Origin of the sequence: Roseburia sp. OM02-15, from assembly GCF_003481835.1 — a bacterium.
GTDB lineage: Bacteria > Bacillota > Clostridia > Lachnospirales > Lachnospiraceae > Eubacterium_I > Eubacterium_I ramulus_A.
Genome location: NZ_QULX01000013.1, coordinates 64496 through 87573, shown reverse-complemented (window position 1 = coordinate 87573; position 23078 = coordinate 64496). Strand labels below are relative to the sequence as shown.

Sequence of the window (23078 nt, the reverse complement as noted above, 5' to 3'; positions counted from 1 at the left end):
TTACGACCACTTTTTCAGTGGCGTCCCTATAGAGGTGGGAGTCATCTCCCATCTGATATAAGTTATGAAAAGGGACTCTGCTATTTTGTCTCCGCGGCTAACAATCGCTTGCTGAGAAAAAATAGCCAGAGTCCCTTTACTGTAGGCTGTGCAAAAACCACACTGCTTACTAATTGTTATATTTCCGGACAAGTTTCCGTATATCTTCATTTTTTCCCATCACCAGCAAATGTTCCTCTTCCTTAAACCGATAATTCGCCGGCGGCATTGCCTGAATCCCATCTGCTGTCTGAATCGCCACAATATTCGTGTGGTATTTGTTACGAATATCCATCTCAATAATAGTTTTTCCAATCCACTTCGGCAACGGAGCCAGCTCATAGATGGAAAAATCTTCGCCCAGTTCAAAATAGTCGAAAACACTGTCGGAACTGTACTGCACCGCACATTTTTCTGCAATATCCCGATCCGGGTAGATGATCTTGTCGGCACCGTTGCGCAAAAGGAATTTTGCATGCACATCGCGGGTTGCTTTGCTGATGACATATTTTGCCCCAAGTTCTTTTAACAGACAGGTGATCTCCAGACTGCTCTGAAAATTTGTGCCGATGCAGACAAAACATTTGTCAAAGTTTCCGACGCCCAGGCTTTTTAACACTTCTTCTTTGGTGCAGTCACCGATTTTTGCATCTGTGACATAAGGGAGAAGCGGCTCTAATAATTCTTCGTTCTGATCAACGATCATAACTTCGTTTCCAAGTTTGGCAAGATTTCGGCATAAATGACTGCCGAAACGTCCCATTCCGATAATTAAAAATGATTTCATAATAAAATCCTTTCTGCGAAAATAAGTAGATTTGGTGTAATAAAATAAATAGTAACAAATATGCAATGGCAAGACGTTATCAGAAGTAATTTGCCGTATGTAATAACGAATATGCCGAAAAATCAAAGTATACCAACAGATTGCCGGGTCTTATGTTTAACCGATGCTGATATGCTCTTTGGGCTGGCGAACGTGTGCGAGTCGTTTTTTATCTGTAAAGGACATGGCGAAGGAAAGACTTCCCACACGTCCAAGATACATCAAAATGATCAGGATCACTTTGGCAGCCGGTACCAGAGAAGGTGTGACACCAGTGCTCATGCCAACAGTGCTGACCGCGGATACGACATCGAAAAGTATCGTGGTCAGGTCAAGATTCTGCAGCATTGAGATCAAAAACGTGGCAACCACTGCCAGCAGCAGATGTGTCGTAAATACAGCAGCAGCTTTTGAAATTGCATCATCTTCCATCCGGCGTTTGAAAATGTTGACACCGTCTGTTCTGGTCAGGGTAGAGCGCAGATACAGGATCAGTACGGCAATCGTTGTCACTTTGATACCGCCCGCGGTAGAACCCGGACAACCGCCGATAAACATCAGGATAATGGTCAGAAACTGACTGCTCTGGCTCAAAGAGGCAATGTCGGTTGTGTTAAAACCGGCGGTTCGTGGTGTGACGGCACAAAACAGAGCATTTAAAAGTGCCTGGGAACCGCTCATGTCTGCAAACAATGCATGGCGCTCCAGAATCCAGAACAAAATCGTTGGAACAACAGCCAGGATTACGGAAGTGACCAGCACAATTTTGGTATGCAGTGCATATTTGCGAAAATGTAGTTTGTGTTCTTTTAAATCACTCCAGACGAAAAATCCAATGCCGCCAATCAGGATCAGAGCCATCAGAGTCAGGCAAACCACCCAGTTTGCGTTGTATCCGATGAAGGATGACATTCCAAATGCGCCCATCAGGTCAAAACCTGCATTACAAAAAGCGGAGATGGAATGGAAAATGCCATAATAAAGTGCCTGATGAAAAGGCATATCCCGCCAAAAACAGAGGGTCAGGATAATGGCACCGACACCTTCAAATAGTAAAGTTCCCCGTAAGATTAATCGTGCAAGCCGGACGATTCCGCCGGTATTCAGCACATTTACGCTCTCTTTTAATAAACCGCGCTGGCGTAACGTGATTTTTTTGCGAAGAAAAAGGGAAAAACCGAAACCAAAAGTGATAAATCCCAGTCCCCCAATCTGAATCAGGGTGATAATGATGATCTGCCCGAACAGTGACCAGTGCAGATACGTATTTGTGACTACCAGTCCCGTCACACAGGTGGCACTGGTGGATGTAAACAGAGCAGTGAGAAAATCAGTGGGTGTACCGCTCCGGCTTGCCGCAGGTGTCATAAGCAGCAGCGTACCGATCAGAATGATACAGAAAAATCCCAGTGCGATCATCTGCATCTGTGAAATATTATTTCTTGCTTTGGCAAACATAGTAACCTCCAAAATTCAATCAAGTCGAACTTCAAAACAGTATACCATGATTCTTGTAAATATGCTATACTGTACGAAAAGTTTGACAGGAAGGAGATGGCGTGATGGCAAGTCTGATTTTTTGGTTTATTGTATTGATTTTTATTATTTCCAGTGTAGTAAAAGGCAAAAAGAAGCCTGCAAACAGAAATAGAAATGCAGGAACGACACAAAGCTGTCCGGTACAGAAACCGCGGACACAGCCGACAGCGGCACAAACGGTGAAAAAACAGCAGACATCCTATGGATCTTATAAACAGTCGAAGGCAAAGCCAGCGGCTTCCACGACAAAATATTCCGATACAAAAAAGGCAAAAGCTTCCGAACAGCGCGCACAGCAACAGCAGCAGGCAGAGCAGATGAGCATTTTTGATCAGAACGAGATTGTGGCAGCAGCAAAAGCGAACACCAGAGAGGTGGAGCTGGATAATGACAGGGACGCTGAAAATCAGAATCTGATGGATGATGTCTATGAGGTAATGGTCAAAGGACCAAAAAACAACATAGAATTTCAGCGTGATTTTATTGCAGAAGGAATGGATATGTTAAATTCATTCAACGTATAAGTTTGGGATTAGCGAAAAACATAGAAAACAATGTTTACTAGTTTGGGCTTCGGATAATAAAGTAAAATAGAAGGATGCATGACAAAACATAGATTCAAGTCGAACGCACGTGAGACTTGGTGCGTGATTCTGGTCAGCGCAAGCTGACATCTTCTTTTCAGAATCACTGCACTCTACACTCCGTTCCGGTCGGCGCAAAACCATTGTCTCCCAGACAATGTGCGCCCTCGCGGAGCATTTATCTCAGTCGGAGATTGAGCTCCCACTGAGAAATACTTGTTACTACTCACCACTTGCAGAAGTGGGAGTCTCAACTCAGACTGAGATGAAGCTGTAGACATGCAGATTTAAACAGATCAGGGGAGTGATCGAAGAAAGAATCAGGGGCAGAAAGAAGGAATCAAAATGGCACAGGGAAATCCGTTACCGGGAGAAAAATATTTACATTTTAAAAAGAAATTATATCAGATCATTGCAGTGGCAAAACATTCAGAAACCATGGAACCGTATGTTGTGTATCAGGCGTTGTATGGTGATTTTGGTGTATACATCCGCCCGTATGATATGTTTGTGAGTGAAGTCGATCATGAAAAATATCCGGAAGTGACACAGAAATACCGGTTTCAATATGTAGATCCAGAGACGATAAGCCAGAAAGAAGAAAATGTAAGTGCAGCAACGATGTGTCAGAAGGAAGAACCAGTAAGCACATCCGTGGAAAATGACAATAAAGAAATAGAAAAAACAGTAGTAGCTTCGCCAGAAGATGATACCATAGAGCAAATCAATCCATGGTTACTGCGTTTTCTGGATGCAGAAACCATGGAAGAAAAGTATCAGATTGTCTGCGACATCAAAAATGAAATTACAGATCGTCTGATCGATGATCTGGCAGTTGTTGTCGATGTGGTAATCCCGGAGGGAAAATTAAGTGATCGTTATGACCAGTTAAAATATTGTATCCGTACACGTCAGAAATACGAACAGACCTCTCTCTGGAGAAAATAGTATCTGATAAAATCAGATGCCAACCCTGCATGGGGTGACTAACAAATAGCGATGCACAGAAAGTTTGTCTGCTAAGTTAGTTTGCTTTAGGCATGTTCTATCTATGCTTCTGGATGATAACCGTGGCGGCTCATATAGCTGTTGTGATATTTGCCGGAATAGGTAACATCTTCGGTGAACCATTCCGGAGGTGTAAAGCTGTTCGCTTCATCTTCAGAAGGAAATTCCACTTCTGCAAGGATCAGCGGAGTAAGTTCTCCCTCAAAAATATCCAGTTCGATGGTATAGGTACCAAATGGAATACAATATCTCTTTTTTGTGATAAGCAGACCGTCTGCTTTCGGGCGGAGATGTTCGTAACCCTCTGCGGTCAGCGGAAGATTGTATTCTTCTCTTGCCATGAGACCACCGGATTTGTAGGTGAGAAAATAAGCATCATCCTGTTTGCGGATGCGCACAACCGGATTGGTACACAGATAGCCCTGTTCAATGTGGCGGCATGGATATTGTTCCAGATGTTCCGGTAACTGTCGGATTAAAAATTTGCGTTCGATTTCCATAATAAGGCTCCATTCTGATAGTTATTGTTCATGTCCTTTTAGTATAAGCTATTGTTGGAAAAATGCAATCAGAAGCAAATTTGTTTATGAATTTTATAATGAAACGGAGGAAATAATATGAGTAAAATAGCAGTATTATGTAACGATGGTGTAGAAGAGATTGAATGCCTGACCGTAGTTGATTTTTGCAGAAGAGCAGGTATCGAGGTTATAACAGTTTCAGTGACCGGAAAACGCCAGATCATGGGCGCACATCAGATCGTTTTTCATGCAGATGAAGTATATGCAGATATGAATTTTGATGAATTCGACGGAATCGTTTATCCGGGTGGACCGGGAACCGGCGCAATGGGTGAAAAACCGGGTGTCAAAGAGCTGGCGCAGAAATTTTTAAATAATGGAAAAATGCTGGCAGCAATCTGTGCGGCACCGGGAATGATTTCTGAAACCGGCATTTTAAAAGAAAAACACGCAACCGGCTATCCGGGATGCAAACCGGAAGGCGGCGCAATCTGGAGCGAAGATGCAGCAGTTGTTGACGGAAATCTGGTAACCGGAAAAGGACCGGGAGCAGCGGCTGAATTTGCGATTGAGATCATTCGTTACCTTACAGGTGACATAAAAGCGGAGCAGATTCGTACGTCTACCATGATGTAAATTGCTTTGCGACAGTAAATTTAGATAATGAAGGCACCAGTCAGGCAATCTTACCTCTGCAGCTAACAATCGCTTGTCGAGGAAAGATTGCCTGACTGGTGCCATATACGTTTTGTTGATCTCAGTCGGAGATTGAACTCCCACTGAAAAATACTTGTTACTACTCACCACTTGCAGAAGTGGGAGTCTCAACTCAGACTGAGATAAAATACAGAAGGTCTTTTATTAGACTTTAAATAGTAAATTTTAAGCCATCCACCAATAAGCTATAGCCAAAATCTATAACTGGCTATTTTTTTTGTGTATTAGACAGCCTTTATTTGATGTGATAGTATCAATGACATGCAAAACCTATTAAGCAAGTATGAATAATAGGAAATATAAAAACGGGAGGAAAAACAAATGACAGATGTTCTGATCATCGGAAGTGGACCGGCAGGTATGACTGCAGCGATTTATTCAAAGCGTGCCAATCTGGACGTATTGGTAGTAGAAAAAGAATATGAAGGAACCGGTCAGATGGCAGAGAGCAGCCGCATTGACAACTATCCCGGTTTTTATGGAAGTAACGGTTATGAATTAGGCGAAAAAATCCGGGAACATGTGGAAGCACTTGGTGTTGCATTTTTCGAAGGCGAAGCAGTTTCCTTTGAAAAAACAGCTACAGGATTTAAAACCACACTGGAAAGTAGCGAGGTGCTGGAGAGCAAAACAGTGATCTACACCGCAGGAGCTGCACATCGAAAACTTACCGTTCTGGGAAGTGAGAAATTCGATAACAGAGGAATTTCCTACTGTGCATCCTGTGACGGAGCTTTTTACCAGAAAAGAGATGTAGCCGTAATCGGTGGAGGAAACAGTGCGTTAGATGATGCCTTATTACTTTCCGAAATCTGTAACAAAGTTTATCTGATTCACCGCAGAGCAGAATTTCGAGGAGATGCATCCACACTTGAAAAACTGGAGCAAAAAGAAAATGTAGAAATCATTCGAAATGCGAAAGTACAGGAAATCGTCGGTGAAAAGAAAGCTGAAAAGCTTTTATTAGATACAGGAGTAACACTTGAGATTCAAGGCATTTTCGTAGCAATTGGCATGATCCCACAGACAGAAGCCGTCAAAGATCTGGTGACGTTGGATGAGAGCGGATACATCAAAGCCGGAGAAGATGGCATAACTTCAGAATCTGGATTTTTTGTGGCAGGAGATGTCAGAACAAAAGAACTCAGACAGATTATCACCGCAGCCGCAGATGGAGCAAACGCTGCAAATTCAGCAATACAGTATATTATTAGAAAATAATCTGATTCAATAATAGAGAATATAAGACGACACAGATATAAAACTGAGATTGCCAGATAGATAACCTGATTTTAAAAATATGAATATAATGCAGAAGCAATGATGCTTTTGCAATATATATGAGGATAGCGAATATCCTTTGCCTTTGATAAAACAAAAAACAACCCAGTCAGAATAAAGGGTGGAGAAATAGAGGAAACAACAGCATGGTAAACGAATTGACCAGAGAAAATTTTGACAAAACAATCAGAGAGCATAGCACTGTCGTTGTAGAATTCTATTCTGCAACCTGTAAGCACTGTAAGAAGCTGGAGGCGGGCATCACAGAACTTTCCGAGGAAGCAGGAAATGATGTTTATTTCGGAAAAGTACTGATTCCGGATGAACTGTCTCTGGCAGACGAATATGAAATCAGCTCCGTACCGACCTTGTTATATTTCAAGGACGGAGAAATCAGAGAGAAATCCGTAGGATTTACACACAAATTAATCATCGCAGAAAACATCAAAAAATTATAGACCGAACCACTTTTTTGGGAAAAAGGTCAAATTTACATAGCAGAATTTAGAAAAGACCGAATCGCTTTTTCGTGGGATACTTCTTGAATTGTGTTTAAGAAGGTAGAAAGGTCAGAATTTAGAACAGAACAGGAGACAACATCATGGGATATCCAAGTATTTTTCCAACAGGAACATTAATTTACAATAAAGACAAAACATTCAACGGTTACACCGTTTTTCCATCCGCAAAAGGAGCACTTTTAATTGACATGAACGGTCGTGAAGTTCAGCTCTGGGCAGGACTTGGCGGATTTCCGAACAAGATCCTTCCGGGCGGATATGTAATGGGAACTACAGGAACCAGACCTGGTAAAAAAGCGTATCAGGATCAGATCGATCTGGTTCAGGTAGACTGGGACGGCAACATCGTCTGGAAATTCGATAAAACAGAGCTGATCGCAGACGGTGACAAAGATCCGGTTTACATGGCAAGACAGCATCATGATTTCCAGAGAGAGGGATCTACCGTTGGATATTATTATCCGGGCGGAGAGCCAAAAACAGACAGTGGAAATACCTTACTTCTGACACATGAGAACTTATACAATCATGATATTTCCGACAAACGACTGATCGACGACAAGATCATCGAAGTTGACTGGGAAGGAAATATTTTATGGAGCTGGCGTGCAAGTGATCATTTTGATCAGCTTGGATTTGACGAGGCAGCAAAAAATGCACTGTTCCGTAATCCATGCCTGCAGGGGGAAGCCGGCGGCGACTGGATGCACATCAACAGCATGTCCGTATTAGGTGAGAACAAATGGTACGATCAGGGAGATGAGCGTTTCCATCCGGATAACATTATCATTGATGCACGAAATTCCAACATTCTTGCCATCATCAGCAAAGAGACAGGCGACATTGTATGGCGCGTAGGACCGGATTTTAACGAGAGTGAAGCAACCAAAAAACTTGGATGGATCATCGGACAGCATCATTTACATATGATTCCGAAAGGACTTCCGGGCGAAGGCGATCTGCTTATATTTGATAATGGTGGCGAAGGCGGTTACGGTACTCCGAACCCTGGCGCATTAACTGGTGTCAATAACGCAAGAAGAGATTATTCCAGAGTATTACAGTTTAATCCGATCACACTGGAGATCACATGGCAGTATACACCGTTAGAAGCAGGAAACCTGTTATTCACAGATGCATCCAAATTTTACAGCTCCTATATCAGTGGCGCACAGAGACTTCCAAACGGAAATACACTGATCACAGAGGGATCTGACGGACGTCTGATCGAGGTAACACCGGACCATGAAATCGTATGGGAGTACATCAATCCGTATTTCAACACCATTCTTGGTCAGTTCACTAACAATATGGTATATCGTGCTTATCGTGTACCATATGAGTGGATTCCACAGGTGGAAAAACCAGAAGAAATTTCCGTAGAGCCGATTGATGTAGAAACCTTCCGCGTACCGGGCTCTTTAGTAGGAAACGGACTTGGAAAAGTGACAACCATCGATGGTGTAGATCCGAATGCACGTCTGATGACAGGTGGCGGTGCATCTGAGGATGAGGATGAAGAAGTAAACTTCTGTGTCGCAACTGTAAAGAAAAGTGATCTGATCAAGAAATAGGAAGATTATCTGTTTCACAAAGAAATAAATAATAAAGAAACAATAGATACATAACACAGGCAGGTGGAAAAAGATATCTGTTTGTGAAACAAATGAGAGTTAAAAAGTAGAATTCCGCAGAAAGGGAGTGAAGGAAAATGAAAAGCAAAAAAATTACTGCAGCAGTTTTAGGTATCGTTCTTACATTAGGTCTGGTGGTCAGCGGTTGTGGAAGCAACAACGGAACATCCTCTGATGGAAGTGCGAAAGCAGAAAAAAATAAAGATGGTTATGAGGTTGTCAACATCGGTTTTCCAAGTGCCGGATATGAATGGGCAGAGGGAGCACTGGCAGTGGCAGAGGAAAAAGGATATCTGGATGAATATCTGAATCCATTAGGCTACGATGCAGACCTGATTCCGTTTACAGGAGCAGCACCGGCGATTCATGAGGCGTTAGTATCCGGAGATCTGGATTACGCATATTATGCGGGGTTTGCAGGAATCATGGCAAAATCAAACGGCATTGATACGAAATTACTGACCGTGACAAGTTTTGGTTCTGTATGGCAGCTTGCAGTCAGCGCTGATTCCGGTATCACTTCCTTACAGGATTTAAAAGGAAAAACCATTTCCTACCAGAGAGGTGCAACCCCTCAGATGTATGTGCTGAAAGTGTTAGAAGAAGCTGGCCTGACAGAGAATGACGTACAGCTTGTTAACAGCACAATCCCGGAAGGATTATCCAGTCTTTCCACCGGGGCTGTAGATGCAGCAGTTGTTACATACGGACAGGCAGATACTTTAGTTGAACAGGGAAAAGCGACTATTTTACATAAAGGTGTGGAAGCTGATCCGGATGTTTTCTATGAGCCAAACGTATTGATCGGAAGATCTGATTATATCAGTGCAAATTCTGATGTGAGTGTGGCAATCATTAAAGCAATGCTGAAGGCAAAAGATGATATCGTATCTGATCCGGAGGCATTCTATGAATTATCTGCTGAGAAGAGCGGAAGAACGTTAGAGCAGGTAAAATCGGTAGCTGTATCTGATCTGGAACTTGGATATCCGATCAGTCTGGATGACAGATATATTACTTCACTGAAAAATATTGAAGAATTTGAGCTGAACAACAACATCATCACCAATCAGGTAGATTTTGATTCCTGGATTGATTCCTCCTATCTGGAAAAAGCAGTGCAGGAGTATCAGGAAAGCGCACAGTAAGGAGGTCGCGTGAGCATGTACAAAGGAAATAACGTATTTATACAAAAACTGTTGATTTTTATCAACATGATCATATTGCCGGTCCTCATTGTACTGGCGTGGCATTTTGCCACCTCTACCGGTGCGATGTCTACACTGATCTTACCAAAGATCAGCACCGTGCTTGAAACCTTAAAAGAACAGATCGCAAACGGCACCCTGCCGGGAGATATCGGCATCAGTTTAAGCCGTATTGCCAAAGGTTATGCACTGGCAGTCGTTGTAGGAATTTTGCTTGGCGTGCTCATGGGAATGAACAAATTTGCAAACCGTTTCTTCATGCTGACATTTACCGCGATCCGTCAGATTCCAATGATCGCATGGGTTCCGATCCTGATCATCTGGTTTGGTATCGGTGAGGAGTCAAAAGTTGCCGTTATTTTTCTGGCAGCATATTTCCCGGTTCTGGTCAACACCGTCAGCGGTATTGAGCGTACCGATCCGAAGCTGATCGAAGTTGGAAAAATGTATCATCTGAATGGTTGGCAGCAGTTTACAAAAATCTATCTGCCATCTGCACTTCCGTCCATTTTTGTCGGATTAAAACTGGGACTCAGCGTATCCTGGATGGCAGTGGTAGGTGCAGAGATGATCGCAGCTACTTCCGGTATCGGTTTCCGTATCAACGATGCACGAAGCCTGATGCAGTATCCGGTTGTATTTGCAGGAATCATCGCCATCGCAGTAGTTGGTGTGATCATGGATCTGGCGATCTCACTGATCGGCAAATTATGCACACCATGGGAAAAAGGCAGGTAAGCACAAATGGGAAAGACATTATCAATTCAGAACGTAAATAAAAGCTTTACTGTCGATGGGCAGAAAGTAGATGTATTAAAAGATATCAACCTTGAGATTCAGGAAGGTGAGTTTATCGCCATCGTTGGACACAGTGGCTGCGGAAAAAGTACTCTGTTAAAAATCATTGCAGGACTTGAGAAAAACGACACTGGTCTGGTAACTGTGGACGGAAATGAAGTCAAAGGACCGGGCATGGACCGTGGCATGATTTTTCAGGAGCACCGCCTGTTTCCATGGATGAGCATTGAAAAAAATGTACAGCTGGGATTAAAGGGACTGAGTAAAGAGGAAAAAATAAAGCTTTCCGATCAGTATCTGGAACTTGTAAAATTAAGCGAGTTCAAAAAGGCATATCCGAGCCAGTTATCCGGTGGTATGTCACAGCGTGCAGCTATCGCAAGATCACTGGTGAGTCAGCCGGAAATTCTGCTGCTTGACGAGCCGTTTGGCGCATTGGATGCACTGACCAAGATCGAGTTACAGGAAGAGTTACTGAAGATCCGTGAGCGTTTTCATAATACAATGATCATGGTTACACATGATATCGAAGAAGCCGTATTTTTGGCAGATCGCATTGTGGTAATGTCCGCAAGACCGGGACGTATCAAAGATGTCATCGAAGTAGAACTTGGAAAATACCGTGATCGTGGTGGTAGCGATTTTGCACACTACAAAAAGAAAATTTTCGATTATTTCTTCGAAGAAAAGACCGTTGTACCGGAGTACAACATTTAAAAAGAAAATCCACACAAATGGATTTGCATATTTGTTTTCTATAGAAAAATCTCTCTGAATATGCTTGTCAAACAGACAGCAGAAGTCAGAGGGATTTTTTGTGTACAGATGCAGAGATTTTGAGAAGAATATGCCAGCTTACGCTGACCAGAATTACGCACCAAGGTTCACATATGATTGACTTGAATGTGAAGAAAAAGAATCGTCGGGTGAAACGTCTGATTTCCTTGCATATCGAAAAGAAAAAAGATAAAATGAATTCAAGAGAGCATCAGTATTCTTAATGCAAAGCGTGACATATTCTTCTACGCATTTTTGCAATACAGAAATTTTTTACGAAGACAAGTTTTACAAAGGACAAGAAAATGGAAGAATTATATTTGGGGATATCCGGTTTTTTATTGATGGTTTTGACACTTTTTCTGATAAAAATCGGCACGTCGATTGAAAGAAGTATCAGTAAGACATATGCAATTATTTTTACTACAGCAGTGGAGCTATATGTAGCGCTGGATGCCCTTTTTGTAAAATGCTTTTTTACAGAAGGAGGAAGTGTAAGGGCATTTCGGATCATTGCATTTGCATTTCTGTTGATGTACGTTATCATGCCGTATACCTGGCATTTGTTTATACAAAGCTATATGGGAGTGCAGCGCAGAATCTGCATAAGGATACTGGAAGCGGTTCCGATGATGCTTCTGGTTGTTCTTGTGATTGTGTCTGTGTTTAATGGGATGCTGTGGAGCATTGATGATCATAGTGTGTATACCCGTGGACCGTGGTTCAAGTCGTTTGCGGTTTTGAATCTGTTTTACTATGGATTTGCCTTTGTACAGAATTGCTATATTCTGATTACAAAAAATAAAAACGGAAAGAGGTATGCACTGATATCCGCCGTTTTTTCATCTATTCCGTTGATGGGGATTCTGATTAATATTTTTGTTTTCCCTTTGCATGATGCATATCCGCTCCAACCTTATTGCCTGACAGCAACGGTGCTGCTGGCATATCTTTTTATGGTGGAGCATCAGAAGAAAGAGCATGACAGGGAACAGCGGGAAAAATTACTGCTGGCATTGGAACATGAGAAAGAAGCTGCCAGAGATGCGAAGGAAGCCGGTGCAGTGAAAGCTACGTTTCTGGCAAACATGTCTCATGACATTCGTACACCGATGAATGCAATCCTTGGATTTGCTGATATCATTGCAAAACATCCGGATGATGAAGCTGTTGTCAGAAATGCAGTAACAAAAATACAGGCATCCGGAGAGGTTTTGATGAAGCTGATTAACGATGTGCTGGATCTATCCAGAATTGAAAGCGGAAAGCTGACGTTGGAGGAAACCGCCGTAGATCTGAAGCAGATATCAGAAAAACTGAATATGATAATGGAATACAGCATGGAAAAGAAACACATTCAGTTTCAGATTATCAGTGAATTGCAAAACCCCTGTGTCTGGTGTGATGAGACAAAGTTACAGCAGATTCTGGTCAATATACTGAATAATGCAGTGAAATTTACACCTGAGGGTGGAAAGATTACACTAGAGTATGAAGAAACACCGGTGAATGAAGAATTCTCAGAATATCGGATTTCCGTGCAGGATACCGGTATCGGCATGGATGAGGAATTTCAAAAACATGCCTTTGAAGCGTTTGAGCGTGAGCGGACTTCCACGGAAAGTAAGACGGAAGGAACCGGTCTGGGACTTGCAATTGTAAAGAAACTGGTTGAACTGATGGGCGGACAGGTGAGCATTCAAAGCAAAGTAGGGCAGGGTACAAAAATCACTGTTTGTCTGCGTTTGAAGATTGCGGGACAGGGCGATATTATCGATAAGCAAAAAGAACCGGCAATTGCCGCAAATGCGGAACTGGCGGGAGTGCGTGTCCTTTTGACAGAAGATAATGAGCTGAATGCGGAAATAGCAAAAGAAATTCTGACCAGTGCAGGAATGATGGTGGACTGGGTAGAAGACGGAAGTGCATGTTTAAATCGTCTGAGACAGGTGGAGGTCGGATATTATCAGGTCATATTAATGGATATTCAGATGCCGAAAATGAACGGATATGAAGCCACAAAACGTATTCGTGAGCTTCCGGTTTCAGGAATGGCTCATATTCCGATCATAGCAATGACAGCGAATGCATTTTCGGATGATCAGAAACGGGCATTGGATGTTGGAATGAATGGATTTATTACAAAGCCGATTGATGTGGACCGGATGCTGAGGACGATTCAGCAGACGCTGCAAAGATAAGGATGGAAAAATTTGATATTTCAGAGAAACAGAATAAAAATCATGGTAACTTTGAGTGGATTCAGAGTTACCATGATTTTTTAGTGATTTTTTTCAAATGATGTAGATTAATTAGTTTATATCAATGTAAACTGCTAAAACGGACGGAATTGTTAATTGTGCACCAAGTACTGTTGTATAAGAATATAAGCCAGTAGAGGTACCATAAAAACTAATGATATCATCTTCTAATACACGGTTCGAAGGATCTGGTACATACATTTCATACAATAAATGATGGAGATATCGTGATGATAGATTATTCACCTTTTTGGAAAACGCTTGAAAATTCAACTGAAAATTGGTATACATTAACGAATAAGCATAATTTATCTCATAGTACACTTCATCGTTTAAAAAGGAAAAATATGGAGGGGTAAAATGGAACAGAACAGAAACCGAATAGACAATATTATAAAAAAACTGATAGAAACTCATACGACCATTTCAACAATGGAAAGTTGTACTTCCGGCATGATTGCATCTATGATCACTGATACGGAAGGAGCATCAGCAATCTTTCCGGGAGGATTTGTTACTTATTTGAATGAGACAAAGATTCTGATCGGTGTGGATGCAAAAGTAATTGAGAAATACGGTGTATATTCCAGAGAATGTGCAGAGGCAATGGCACAAACTGCACAGGAAAAGTTGAACACGGATGTTGCCATTGGTATCACTGGCACAACCGGAAATGTAGATCCGAATAATGCTGACAGTGTGCAGGGGCAGGTGTATTTTTGTATTCGGATTGGAAATCAGGCGCATACTTTTGAATTACAAGCAGAGGTGGCGGATATGAGCAGACATGAGATCAAGCAGATGTATGCGGATGAGGTGTTTGAAAAATTAGGGGAATTGATCTCAGTCTGAGTTGAGACTCCCACTTTTGCAAGTGGTGAGTAGTAACAAGTATTTCTCAGTGGGAGTTCAATCTCCGACTGAGATCAATGCTCCGCGCGGATGTACAGTGATTCTGAAAAGAAGATGTCAGCTTGCGCTGACCAGAATCACGCACCAAGTCTCACGTGCGTTCGACTTGAAAAAATATAATGCGTAACGAATACTGAGTATGAAATGTTTTACAGAATAAAATACAAATGTATGTGTTTGAAAACGGCTAATGGTTGTACATTTCATAATCCTTGCGAAGGAAAGAAAAAGCAGTTATACTGATAGATATTAAAAAAGTGGAGGAAACCCATATGCCAAAAAAATTTTGTGTTACTGGAATATGTATTCCAGAAAAAAATTATATGGTAGATATCAGTAAGCGAATCGATACGATTATGCATGATTATATTGAAAACGGACAGTATTTTACTATCAATCGGGCAAGACAGTATGGGAAAACAACGACACTTTATTTGTTGGAACGACGTCTGCAAAAAGAATATCTGGTACTCAGTCTGAGTTTTGAGGCGGTAGATGAGTATTTTGAATCGTTAGAAAATCTGGCAGAAGGGCTGGTAATGGATATTGGTACATGTTTGCAGGAACAGAATGTAGCAAAAGAAATTTTGGAAGAATGGAATCGCCCTTTGTCGGATAAATTTCCAATGCGTTCTTTGGGAATGAAAATCAGTAATTTGTGTAAAGTATCACAGAAAAAAGTGGTTTTAATGATTGATGAAGTGGACAAAAGTTCGGACAATCAAATTTTCCTTTCTTTTCATGACAGGGATATCAACGCAGCAAAAAATATACTGGAAGAAGGATTAAGACAAATAGCATAAAAATAACAATATAGGGCAGGGACTGACCGAATTAACGCCTGTGGAGATAGTAGGTTACGAGGTCTGCGAAGCAGGAAGCCCATTGGCTTTAGACAATGGGTAGTTCACACACAATTGTATGATATGTTTTTGGCAGAGTTGGCAGTTAATAATAAGCTGTATATGGAAATAATGATCAGAAATTTGTGGAAGAGAATGGACGAAAATTATTTTTACTATTTTAACAAGAAAAAGAAAACAGGTATTCAAGAGCTGAACTATAACGGTAAAAAAATATTAGAAGTTGTAGTGTGATTTTCTGCGCTTGATTTTTAAAAACTGGTGTTAAAATATATTTCGCTGAAAAAAGGAATAAAACAGAATACAGAAATAACAGCGACGTTAAATAGTGTCGCGGCTCCTGTCTGATGGCTGCGATGTATTTGATGTCGCTTTTTTGTTATGAAGTGTAAAAAAAGTATAAATTGCATCAAAGCAGTTGAGCTGCCAACCAGTTTACGGTAAAATACTTCGATAGTATGAGAAAAATCTGCATTCGACAGGAATGTCAGATTGCTGAGAGAGAAATTTGAAAAATTTATAGTAGCAGAAAGAAGGAAAGAAATGTCAAGATTTAGCGTTAAGAAACCCTATACCGTATTTGTGGCGGTGGTGGTCTGTCTGATCCTTGGCGTGGTAAGTTTTACCAGAATGTCCACGGATCTGTTACCGGAGTTTTCGCTGCCCTATGTTGTGGTAGTGACGACCTATCCGGGCGCTTCGCCAGACAAAATCGAGAGTACGGTGACGGAACCGTTGGAATCCGGGCTTGGAACGGTCAACGGTGTGGAAAATGTCACAAGTACGTCCAATGAAAATTATTGTACGGTTATGCTGGAGTTCGCAGAGGATACAAACATGGACAGCGCCATGGTAAAACTGTCCAATGCATTAGATCTGATTACACTGCCGGATGGCGCCGGAAAGCCGATGATCATGGAAGTGTCCATGGATATGCTTCCGGTCATTTATGCCAGCGTGGATTATGATGGAAAAGATATTTATGAACTCAGTGATTTCGTGGAAAATACCGTTGTTCCGACTATGGAGCGTCAGAACGGTGTAGCCAGTGTCAATACAACCGGAGCCATTGAAAAAACAGTGGAAATCCGTTTGAATCAGGAAAAAATCGATGCGCTGAATGATAAACTGGCAGCTTATGTGGACGATCAGCTTGCGGATGCAAAGTCTCAGATTGACGATGCCAAAAGCCAGATGAACAGTGCAAAGGCGCAGTTAGAAAGCTCCAAAAAGGCACTGGAAGATAAGCAAAATTCTACATCCAGTGAACTGGCGCAGAGCAGCAAAGCAGTGGATGCGGCAGTGGCGACACAGTCTGCCTACAATGCGCAGCTTGCAGGTCTGCAGGCGTCAAAAATGGCATTGGAGACAGAGAAAAAAGCATATACGGACGCCGGAATTGAAGCACAGTATCAGCAGGTAAATGAAAGTTTTGCTTCCATGCAGAAAATGGCAGCAGGCTATGGCATGGATGCTTCCGCTTATCCGGCGGATATTTCTGATGCGTTGAAAAATCCGGAAAAATTAGAAGCATTAACAGCTTTTATGAAACAGATCGGTCAGTCAGATGCAGCGGCATCACTGACAGCAGACAATCTGAAACAGATGGATCAGATCGTAAATACCCGTCTGCCGCAGATTGACACAGAATTAGCAAACTTAGAAGTTGAGATTCAGGCAGCACAGGCGATCGTGGATCAGGTTAACGAGCAGGTAAAAGCAGCGACAGACAATTACGAAGCTCTGGAATCCGGAAAAATTTCCGCCGCAGTTGGCTTCAGTACCGGTGCGGCACAGATCGCAGATGGTGAAGCTGCATTGGAGTCTAATCAGGAAAAATTAGATGATGCACAGACTTCTTATGAACAGGGCAGAGATACCGCATTAAAAAATGCAAATCTGGATTCTTTATTAAGCCTTGATACCTTATCTCAGTTACTGTCTGCACAGAATTTCGCAATGCCGGCAGGCTATATTTATCAGGGCGATGATCAGTACCTGCTGAAAGTCGGTGACGAATATGCTTCTGATGGAGAACTGGAATCTTCCGTACTTTGCAACATTGACGGACTGGGAGATGTGCATGTATCTGACGTGGCAGATGTCACATGGATCGACAATTCCGGAGATGCCTATGCAAAAGTAAACGGACATGACGGAATCGTTCTTTCTATTTCAAAATCAAGTACAGCGGGAACGGCAGATGTGTCTGATACCTGTGGTGCAGCCATCAGCCAGCTGGAAAAAGACTATGACGGACTTCATATTACAAGTCTGATGGATCAGGGTGATTACATAGATCTGATTGTACAGAACGTATTGTCAAACCTGATCGTGGGCGCAATTCTTGCTATCATCGTGCTTGCAATTTTCCTGCGTTCCATCAAACCAACCATCGTAGTAGCATTCAGTATTCCACTGAGTGTCCTGGTGGCAATTGTGCTGATGTATTTCAGCGGTGTAACATTAAATCTGATTTCCCTGTCGGGACTGGCGTTGGGAATCGGTATGCTGGTGGATAACTCCATCGTTGTAATCGAAAATATTTACCGTCTGCGTGGACTTGGTGTACCATCTGCCAGAGCGGCGGTTATGGGTGCAAAACAGGTGGCAGGTGCCATTGCATCTTCTACATTGACAACCATCTGCGTATTCTTACCGATCATTTTTGTCAATGGTCTGGTGCGTGAACTGTTCGTAGATCTGGCGCTGACCATTGCATACAGCTTAGTTGCGAGTCTGCTGATCGCATTGACAGTTGTTCCGGCGATGAGTTCTACTATGTTGCGTAATACAGAGCCGAAGCCGCAGAAATTATTAAATAAAGTACTGAATGTATATGAAAAGGTATTGCGTTTCTGTCTGAGAAGAAAATTTGTACCGTTAATTATTGCAATCGGACTTCTGGCAGGATGTGCATACAAGGCAGTGAATACCGGTATGATCCTGTTCCCGAGTATGGGCGGTAATCAGATGTCCGTAACGTTGGAGGCAGATGAGGATCTGACCGATGAGGAAACTTTTGCACTGGCAGATCAGGCAATGGAAAAAATGACTGCCATTGACGGTGTTACTTACGTTGGTATGATCTCTGGTTCTTCCAGTGCTTCCGGAAGTGCTTCTTCCATGCTGACAAGCAGCGGCGGCACACATAATCTGAACGTATTTCTGTTATTGGATGAAGAAATCGCAAAGGACAACAGTCCGGTGGCAAAAGAGCTGGAAAAAATCTGCAAAGATCTGAAGTTTAAAGATTACAGCGTATCTACTTCTAACATGGATATGTCCTCTTATATGGCAAGTGGACTGACCGTGAATATTTATGGAAGTGATACGGACAAATTGCTGGAGATCAGCAATGACGTGATGAATATTGTGTCTGACGTAAAAGGATTTACCAAAGTTTCCAATGGTCAGGAGAGCGGCGATAAAACGATTCAGTTGACCATTGACAAGGACAAAGCTATGGCTCAGGGACTGACGGTGGCACAGATTTATCAGGAACTTGCCGGAAATCTGACAACAGAAAAAACAGCGACAACCCTGACTATGGACGGCAAACAGTACGATGTAGAAATCGTCAATGAAAATGATGCCGTAGATGTGGATTCCCTGATGGACTATGAGTTTTCTGTAGATAAACAGAAATCCGACGGAACCACAGAGACCGAAACACACAAACTCAGTGAGTTTGCAACTATGAGCGAAGGCGTAAGTCTTGCTTCTATTCAAAGAGATAATCAGAAAACATACATCAGTGTGACAGCGGAGACAGAAGATGGTTATAATACTACAGTATTGTCACGTACGTTGCAGGACAAACTGGATCAGTATGAACTGCCGGACGGTTACAGCCTTGAGATTGCCGGTGAAAGTACGGAAGTCATGGATGCCATGAGTGATATTTTCCTGATGATCGGTCTGGCGATTGCCTTTATTTACCTGATCATGGTGGCACAGTTCCAGAGCCTGTTATCACCGTTTATCGTCATCTTTACGATTCCGCTGGCATTTACCGGTGGTCTGCTGGGACTCTTTATCGGAAGACAGGAAATCTCACTGACAGCAATGATGGGATTCCTGATGCTGGCAGGTGTTGTTGTAAATAACGGTATCGTGTTTGTTGACTATGCAAACCAGTTACGAATGGAAGGGATGGAAAAACGGGAGGCTTTGGTAGAAACTGGAAGAACCCGTATGCGTCCGATCCTGATGACCATGTTGACAACCGTACTGGCAATGTGTACGATGGTATTTAGTACTGATGCGGCAGCAGAAATGAGCCGTGGTATGGCGATCGTCGTAATCGGCGGACTGCTGTATGCAACACTCATGACACTATTCGTAGTTCCGGTACTGTACGATATCTTGTTCCGCAGAGAAGTGAAGAAAGTAGATATCGGCGATGAAGAACTGTTAGACGAGAAATTATAAATAAAGCAGATGTCTCTCCGCGAATGAAAGCGTGAAATGACGAGATTTTGTGAGAGGAGAGACAAATCACTTCCGAGTAATTGAAAGTGATAGAAATAAAAAGTAAGCTTATTTCTCTGAACATTTTGTGGAAAGAAGGAATCAATTTGGGAAAAGAAGCAAAAACCAATGCTATGCGTATGCTGGATAAAAAGAAGATTCCATACGAGGCACTGACTTACGAAGTAGACGAATTTATTGATGGAATGCACTGCGCCGAGATTACCGGTGCACCGGTGGATGCATCTTACAAGACATTAGTCATGCAGGGCAAAAGCAAACAATACTATGTGTTTGTGATTCCAATCGCATGCGAAGTAGATCTGAAAAAAGCAGCCCGTTCCGTTGGTGAAAAATCCGTGGAAATGATCCATGTGAAAGATATCACAAAAATCACCGGTTACGTGCGTGGCGGATGCTCCCCACTGGGAATGAAAAAACTGTTTCCGACAGTCATTGACGAGAGCGCAAAAAACTTTGCTGAAATTTATGTCAGCGGCGGACGGATCGGACTTACTTTGAAAATGAATCCGCAGGACTTAGTCGGCGTGACAAATGCACAGCTTGCTGATATTCAGGCAGAGTAAATAGTAAGCGGTAAAAAATAGTTATTCATCAGACGGAACTACTTGAAGAAAGTTTCTATATTTTAGAAATATTTGTGTATTACTGTGTTAAGTAGTCTGCTTTTTGACAGACTGAGAGGAGGACAAAATGTCTGAATTATTTCAAAAAATCAAAAAAGAATCTATGATTACATCCATCATTTGCATCGTATTTGGTGTGATGTTTTGTATCTGGCCGGGGACCATCCTTGTAACTCTGTGCCGCATTGCAGGTTTTGTATTATTAGTGGCAGGTATTGTACTGCTGATCCAGGGAATCCGTATTCAGGAAATGCTGGGACGTTCCGTGCGGTTACTTCCGGCAGGGGTCTGCGTAGTTATCGGTATCTGGATTTTGGCAAAACCGGGCGTTTTTGTATCACTGATCCCGATTTTGATCGGTGTTATGCTGGCTTACCATGGCGTGAAAGATCTGATTTTTTCTCTGGAAGTAAAAAAAGGTGACAGCCCGCGCTGGTGGCTTGGACTTCTGGTAGCGATCGCAACTATCATTATTGGTGTGATCCTGATGCTTCACACATGGTTGGCGCTGGAAATCGGTATGATGGCAGTTGGTATCATCCTGATCTATGACGGCGTCAGCGGACTGTGGTTGAACGGTCGTGCAGGCAGTGCATACAAACGTTATCACAATCCGGAAGATGATATCATAGACGTAGATTACAAGGAAGAAGACTAGACATTATGCGAAGAATGGAATTTAAAATGGAGCGGACAGGACTGCTGGAAGTGGGCGATGTCCTTCCGGTGACAGAAAGCAAACTGCCAAACTCCTGGTATTATACACTGGGCAAGGCCTACGCCATGTCCGCAAACTATGAATTTCGTGAACGATTAAAATCCGGGGAAGGAACTGTCGTTGAAGTAAAAGAAACGCCGAAAGGTTACTACGTGATAGTAGAGTTCGATGAGTAAATACTACTTCAGTATGAAAAAATGTTCTGGAAAGATGTAAGTGTTCAGGTGTACAATGGTTTAGTTCGAATGAAATAAAGTAGAGACCGTTGTGATAACGTGGATTTATACATTTTTCACAGCGTAAATAGTCAGGGGATCAGAAAATAATACAAGCGTGCGTCTTAGCGCGCGGTATTCTTTTCTGATCCTCTGGCTCATAAAGCTAAAATATATAACCACCACACAAGAAAAGAGGAGAACCACATGTCTGTCGTAGCCACCAGCGTATTTTTACTATTCGCCCTGATCGTCCTGGGCTTTATATTAGGAAAACGAAATATCATCCACAAAGAAAGCATCCCAGATTTTTCCACCCTGGTCTTAAAAGTAACCATGCCGGTAACTGTATTCTGCTCCATCATCGATCAGGACAGATCGCAGCTATTCGCCTACGGAATCCAGACCTTTGTCACGATCATCCTGTTACACGTATGCGCTTTCCTGATTGGATTGTTACTGGTAAAAGTCATGAAAGTAGCAGATCTGGATCAGGGCATATGGATCTACTGCATGCTATTTTCAAACAACGGTTTCATGGGAATTCCTCTTGCATTATCCATCTTCGGTGGAAAAGGAATGTTCCTGATGGCGCTTGGAAATGTGGTCAGCAATTTTCTGATCTTTTCCGTGGGAATCAAACTGCTCACATGGAAATATCCGATCAAAGAAAAATTAAGTATCCGAAAAATGGTACTCAACAATATTAATATCGCAGTAATCCTTGGATTTATCGTATGTATCCTTCAGATTCCAATGCCGGATGTGCTTGGAAAATTACTGTCATATCTGTCCAATATTACAAGTGGAATGTCCATGCTTGTAGTCGGACTGTCTCTTTCCAGACTTCCGGTCAAAGCTGTTTTCCAGGATCGCAGGATGATCCTTTTGACATTGATCAAGCAGATAGCATTTCCGTTGCTGATTCTGGGACTGTTACGGATCGTTCCGGTTGCACTGGATGATACATTAAAAAATGTCATGATCCTGACAGCAGCCCTTCCGGCATCTTCGGCACAGTCCATGATCACGGAACAGTACGGGACAAATACAACGGGCGCCGGTCGTTCTGTATTTATGACAACACTATTTAGTGTAATCACGGTTCCGCTGATCATGATGATTGCTTTTGCGTGAGTATATATCAGATGGGAGCCAATCCCCCATCTGATATAGCCTCCGGCAGGATTACAGAGGTGCGCAGTTGAAGTATGTCATGCAATTGCATGACGCGCACCTCGCAACAAGAATGCCGGAGCATTCTTGAATGGATGAAAAACACTTCTTTTTGATAAGCGATAAGCCATAATTTTATATCGTTTTGATTGAAAAAATGACAGATTTTGAAAAAAGTCGTTGATCAATGAAAAAAAAGTAGATTTCTGTCGCCAGAGGTTGTATAATAAAAACTGTATGTAATTTCATCTCTGATTGAGCTTACACGCAGCCAGAGATCAGACACTTTACAGGAACGTACAGTGATTTTGAACAAAATTACAGTGAATGAAGCAGAATAAAAACCCCATTTTGGGAGAT

Annotated in this window: 20 protein-coding genes; 17 read left to right on the top strand and 3 right to left on the bottom strand. The window is 42.3% G+C overall.

Going from position 1 to position 23078, the window contains the following annotated elements:
* Window positions 1-169 precede the first annotated feature (169 nt).
* Together DXB15_RS12160 and DXB15_RS12155 are read right to left on the bottom strand one after the other, a co-directional pair.
* Window positions 170-826 (bottom strand): potassium channel family protein, encoded by a 657-nt coding sequence (locus DXB15_RS12160; RefSeq protein WP_118703091.1) that lies wholly within the window; start codon window positions 824-826, stop codon window positions 170-172.
* 156 nt (window positions 827-982) lie between these two features.
* Window positions 983-2323: a TrkH family potassium uptake protein gene (locus tag DXB15_RS12155; protein WP_109216798.1), complete on the bottom strand. Its 1341-nt coding sequence runs from the start codon at window positions 2321-2323 to the stop codon at window positions 983-985.
* 104 nt (window positions 2324-2427) lie between these two features.
* Between DXB15_RS12155 and DXB15_RS12150 the strand changes: the two genes are divergently transcribed.
* Both DXB15_RS12150 and DXB15_RS12145 read left to right on the top strand, forming a co-directional pair.
* Window positions 2428-2928, top strand: a complete 501-nt coding sequence (locus DXB15_RS12150) for a hypothetical protein (RefSeq protein WP_118703090.1) — start codon at window positions 2428-2430, stop codon at window positions 2926-2928.
* Between the two features lie 405 nt (window positions 2929-3333).
* On the top strand, window positions 3334-3936 hold the full coding sequence (locus tag DXB15_RS12145; RefSeq protein ID WP_118703089.1) for a DUF1653 domain-containing protein: 603 nt from the start codon (window positions 3334-3336) through the stop codon (window positions 3934-3936).
* 101 nt (window positions 3937-4037) lie between these two features.
* Here DXB15_RS12145 and DXB15_RS12140 read toward each other — a convergent pair whose 3' ends face one another.
* Window positions 4038-4496 (bottom strand): CYTH domain-containing protein, encoded by a 459-nt coding sequence (locus DXB15_RS12140; RefSeq protein WP_118703088.1) that lies wholly within the window; start codon window positions 4494-4496, stop codon window positions 4038-4040.
* Between the two features lie 117 nt (window positions 4497-4613).
* On the opposite strand from DXB15_RS12140, the gene DXB15_RS12135 reads away from it, so the two are divergent.
* The 15 genes from DXB15_RS12135 to DXB15_RS12055 all read left to right on the top strand — a co-directional run bounded on the left by DXB15_RS12135 (window position 4614) and on the right by DXB15_RS12055 (window position 22679).
* Window positions 4614-5153, top strand: a complete 540-nt coding sequence (locus DXB15_RS12135; RefSeq protein WP_118703087.1) for a DJ-1 family glyoxalase III — start codon at window positions 4614-4616, stop codon at window positions 5151-5153.
* Between the two features lie 402 nt (window positions 5154-5555).
* Window positions 5556-6455 carry an NAD(P)/FAD-dependent oxidoreductase gene (locus tag DXB15_RS12130; protein WP_118703086.1) on the top strand — a complete coding sequence of 300 codons (900 nt, stop codon included), beginning with the start codon at window positions 5556-5558 and terminating at the stop codon, window positions 6453-6455.
* Window positions 6456-6661: 206 nt separating this feature from the next.
* Complete coding sequence (locus DXB15_RS12125; RefSeq protein ID WP_109216551.1) at window positions 6662-6973, top strand: thioredoxin family protein; 312 nt, start codon at window positions 6662-6664, stop codon at window positions 6971-6973.
* A 143-nt stretch (window positions 6974-7116) separates the two neighbouring features.
* Entirely contained in the window at window positions 7117-8610 is a 1494-nt protein-coding gene (locus DXB15_RS12120) for an aryl-sulfate sulfotransferase (RefSeq protein WP_118703085.1), read from the top strand.
* 137 nt (window positions 8611-8747) lie between these two features.
* Window positions 8748-9818 carry an ABC transporter substrate-binding protein gene (locus DXB15_RS12115; RefSeq protein ID WP_109216553.1) on the top strand — a complete coding sequence of 357 codons (1071 nt, stop codon included), beginning with the start codon at window positions 8748-8750 and terminating at the stop codon, window positions 9816-9818.
* Window positions 9819-9833: 15 nt separating this feature from the next.
* On the top strand, window positions 9834-10616 hold the full coding sequence (locus tag DXB15_RS12110) for an ABC transporter permease (protein ID WP_242979908.1): 783 nt from the start codon (window positions 9834-9836) through the stop codon (window positions 10614-10616).
* A gap of 6 nt (window positions 10617-10622) precedes the next feature.
* Window positions 10623-11393 carry an ABC transporter ATP-binding protein gene (locus tag DXB15_RS12105; protein WP_118703084.1) on the top strand — a complete coding sequence of 257 codons (771 nt, stop codon included), beginning with the start codon at window positions 10623-10625 and terminating at the stop codon, window positions 11391-11393.
* Between the two features lie 365 nt (window positions 11394-11758).
* Complete coding sequence (locus DXB15_RS12095; protein WP_118703082.1) at window positions 11759-13654, top strand: hybrid sensor histidine kinase/response regulator; 1896 nt, start codon at window positions 11759-11761, stop codon at window positions 13652-13654.
* Between the two features lie 420 nt (window positions 13655-14074).
* The gene (locus tag DXB15_RS12085) at window positions 14075-14566 is read left to right on the top strand and encodes a CinA family protein (RefSeq protein ID WP_118703081.1); all 492 of its coding nucleotides are present in this window, start codon (window positions 14075-14077) and stop codon (window positions 14564-14566) included.
* Window positions 14567-14898: 332 nt separating this feature from the next.
* Window positions 14899-15429 (top strand): hypothetical protein, encoded by a 531-nt coding sequence (locus tag DXB15_RS12080; protein ID WP_243115645.1) that lies wholly within the window; start codon window positions 14899-14901, stop codon window positions 15427-15429.
* A gap of 603 nt (window positions 15430-16032) precedes the next feature.
* Entirely contained in the window at window positions 16033-19923 is a 3891-nt protein-coding gene (locus DXB15_RS12075; protein WP_118703092.1) for an efflux RND transporter permease subunit, read from the top strand.
* Window positions 19924-20069: 146 nt separating this feature from the next.
* Complete coding sequence (gene ybaK / locus DXB15_RS12070) at window positions 20070-20549, top strand: Cys-tRNA(Pro) deacylase (protein WP_181369385.1); 480 nt, start codon at window positions 20070-20072, stop codon at window positions 20547-20549.
* Between the two features lie 127 nt (window positions 20550-20676).
* Window positions 20677-21267, top strand: coding sequence for an HdeD family acid-resistance protein (locus DXB15_RS12065; protein WP_118703080.1), 591 nt, complete (start codon window positions 20677-20679; stop codon window positions 21265-21267).
* A gap of 5 nt (window positions 21268-21272) precedes the next feature.
* Window positions 21273-21503, top strand: coding sequence for a hypothetical protein (locus tag DXB15_RS12060; protein ID WP_118703079.1), 231 nt, complete (start codon window positions 21273-21275; stop codon window positions 21501-21503).
* Between the two features lie 246 nt (window positions 21504-21749).
* On the top strand, window positions 21750-22679 hold the full coding sequence (locus DXB15_RS12055) for an AEC family transporter (protein ID WP_118703078.1): 930 nt from the start codon (window positions 21750-21752) through the stop codon (window positions 22677-22679).
* The last annotated feature ends 399 nt before the right edge of the window (window positions 22680-23078 follow it).

Excerpts from the sequence above, each read along its gene's own strand:
- DXB15_RS12155 (WP_109216798.1), bottom strand. The coding sequence starts at position 2,323 with ATGTTTGCCAAAGCAAGAAATAATATTTCACAGATGCAGATGATCGCA.
- DXB15_RS12080 (WP_243115645.1), top strand. The coding sequence starts at position 14,899 with ATGCCAAAAAAATTTTGTGTTACTGGAATATGTATTCCAGAAAAAAAT.
- DXB15_RS12075 (WP_118703092.1), top strand. The coding sequence starts at position 16,033 with ATGTCAAGATTTAGCGTTAAGAAACCCTATACCGTATTTGTGGCGGTG.
- DXB15_RS12160 (WP_118703091.1), bottom strand. The coding sequence starts at position 826 with ATGAAATCATTTTTAATTATCGGAATGGGACGTTTCGGCAGTCATTTA.
- DXB15_RS12130 (WP_118703086.1), top strand. The coding sequence starts at position 5,556 with ATGACAGATGTTCTGATCATCGGAAGTGGACCGGCAGGTATGACTGCA.
- DXB15_RS12115 (WP_109216553.1), top strand. The coding sequence starts at position 8,748 with ATGAAAAGCAAAAAAATTACTGCAGCAGTTTTAGGTATCGTTCTTACA.
- DXB15_RS12085 (WP_118703081.1), top strand. The coding sequence starts at position 14,075 with ATGGAACAGAACAGAAACCGAATAGACAATATTATAAAAAAACTGATA.
- DXB15_RS12110 (WP_242979908.1), top strand. The coding sequence starts at position 9,834 with ATGTACAAAGGAAATAACGTATTTATACAAAAACTGTTGATTTTTATC.
- DXB15_RS12095 (WP_118703082.1), top strand. The coding sequence starts at position 11,759 with ATGGAAGAATTATATTTGGGGATATCCGGTTTTTTATTGATGGTTTTG.
- DXB15_RS12060 (WP_118703079.1), top strand. The coding sequence starts at position 21,273 with ATGCGAAGAATGGAATTTAAAATGGAGCGGACAGGACTGCTGGAAGTG.
- DXB15_RS12055 (WP_118703078.1), top strand. The coding sequence starts at position 21,750 with ATGTCTGTCGTAGCCACCAGCGTATTTTTACTATTCGCCCTGATCGTC.
- DXB15_RS12065 (WP_118703080.1), top strand. The coding sequence starts at position 20,677 with ATGTCTGAATTATTTCAAAAAATCAAAAAAGAATCTATGATTACATCC.
- DXB15_RS12120 (WP_118703085.1), top strand. The coding sequence starts at position 7,117 with ATGGGATATCCAAGTATTTTTCCAACAGGAACATTAATTTACAATAAA.
- DXB15_RS12135 (WP_118703087.1), top strand. The coding sequence starts at position 4,614 with ATGAGTAAAATAGCAGTATTATGTAACGATGGTGTAGAAGAGATTGAA.
- DXB15_RS12150 (WP_118703090.1), top strand. The coding sequence starts at position 2,428 with ATGGCAAGTCTGATTTTTTGGTTTATTGTATTGATTTTTATTATTTCC.
- DXB15_RS12105 (WP_118703084.1), top strand. The coding sequence starts at position 10,623 with ATGGGAAAGACATTATCAATTCAGAACGTAAATAAAAGCTTTACTGTC.
- DXB15_RS12125 (WP_109216551.1), top strand. The coding sequence starts at position 6,662 with ATGGTAAACGAATTGACCAGAGAAAATTTTGACAAAACAATCAGAGAG.
- DXB15_RS12145 (WP_118703089.1), top strand. The coding sequence starts at position 3,334 with ATGGCACAGGGAAATCCGTTACCGGGAGAAAAATATTTACATTTTAAA.
- DXB15_RS12140 (WP_118703088.1), bottom strand. The coding sequence starts at position 4,496 with ATGGAAATCGAACGCAAATTTTTAATCCGACAGTTACCGGAACATCTG.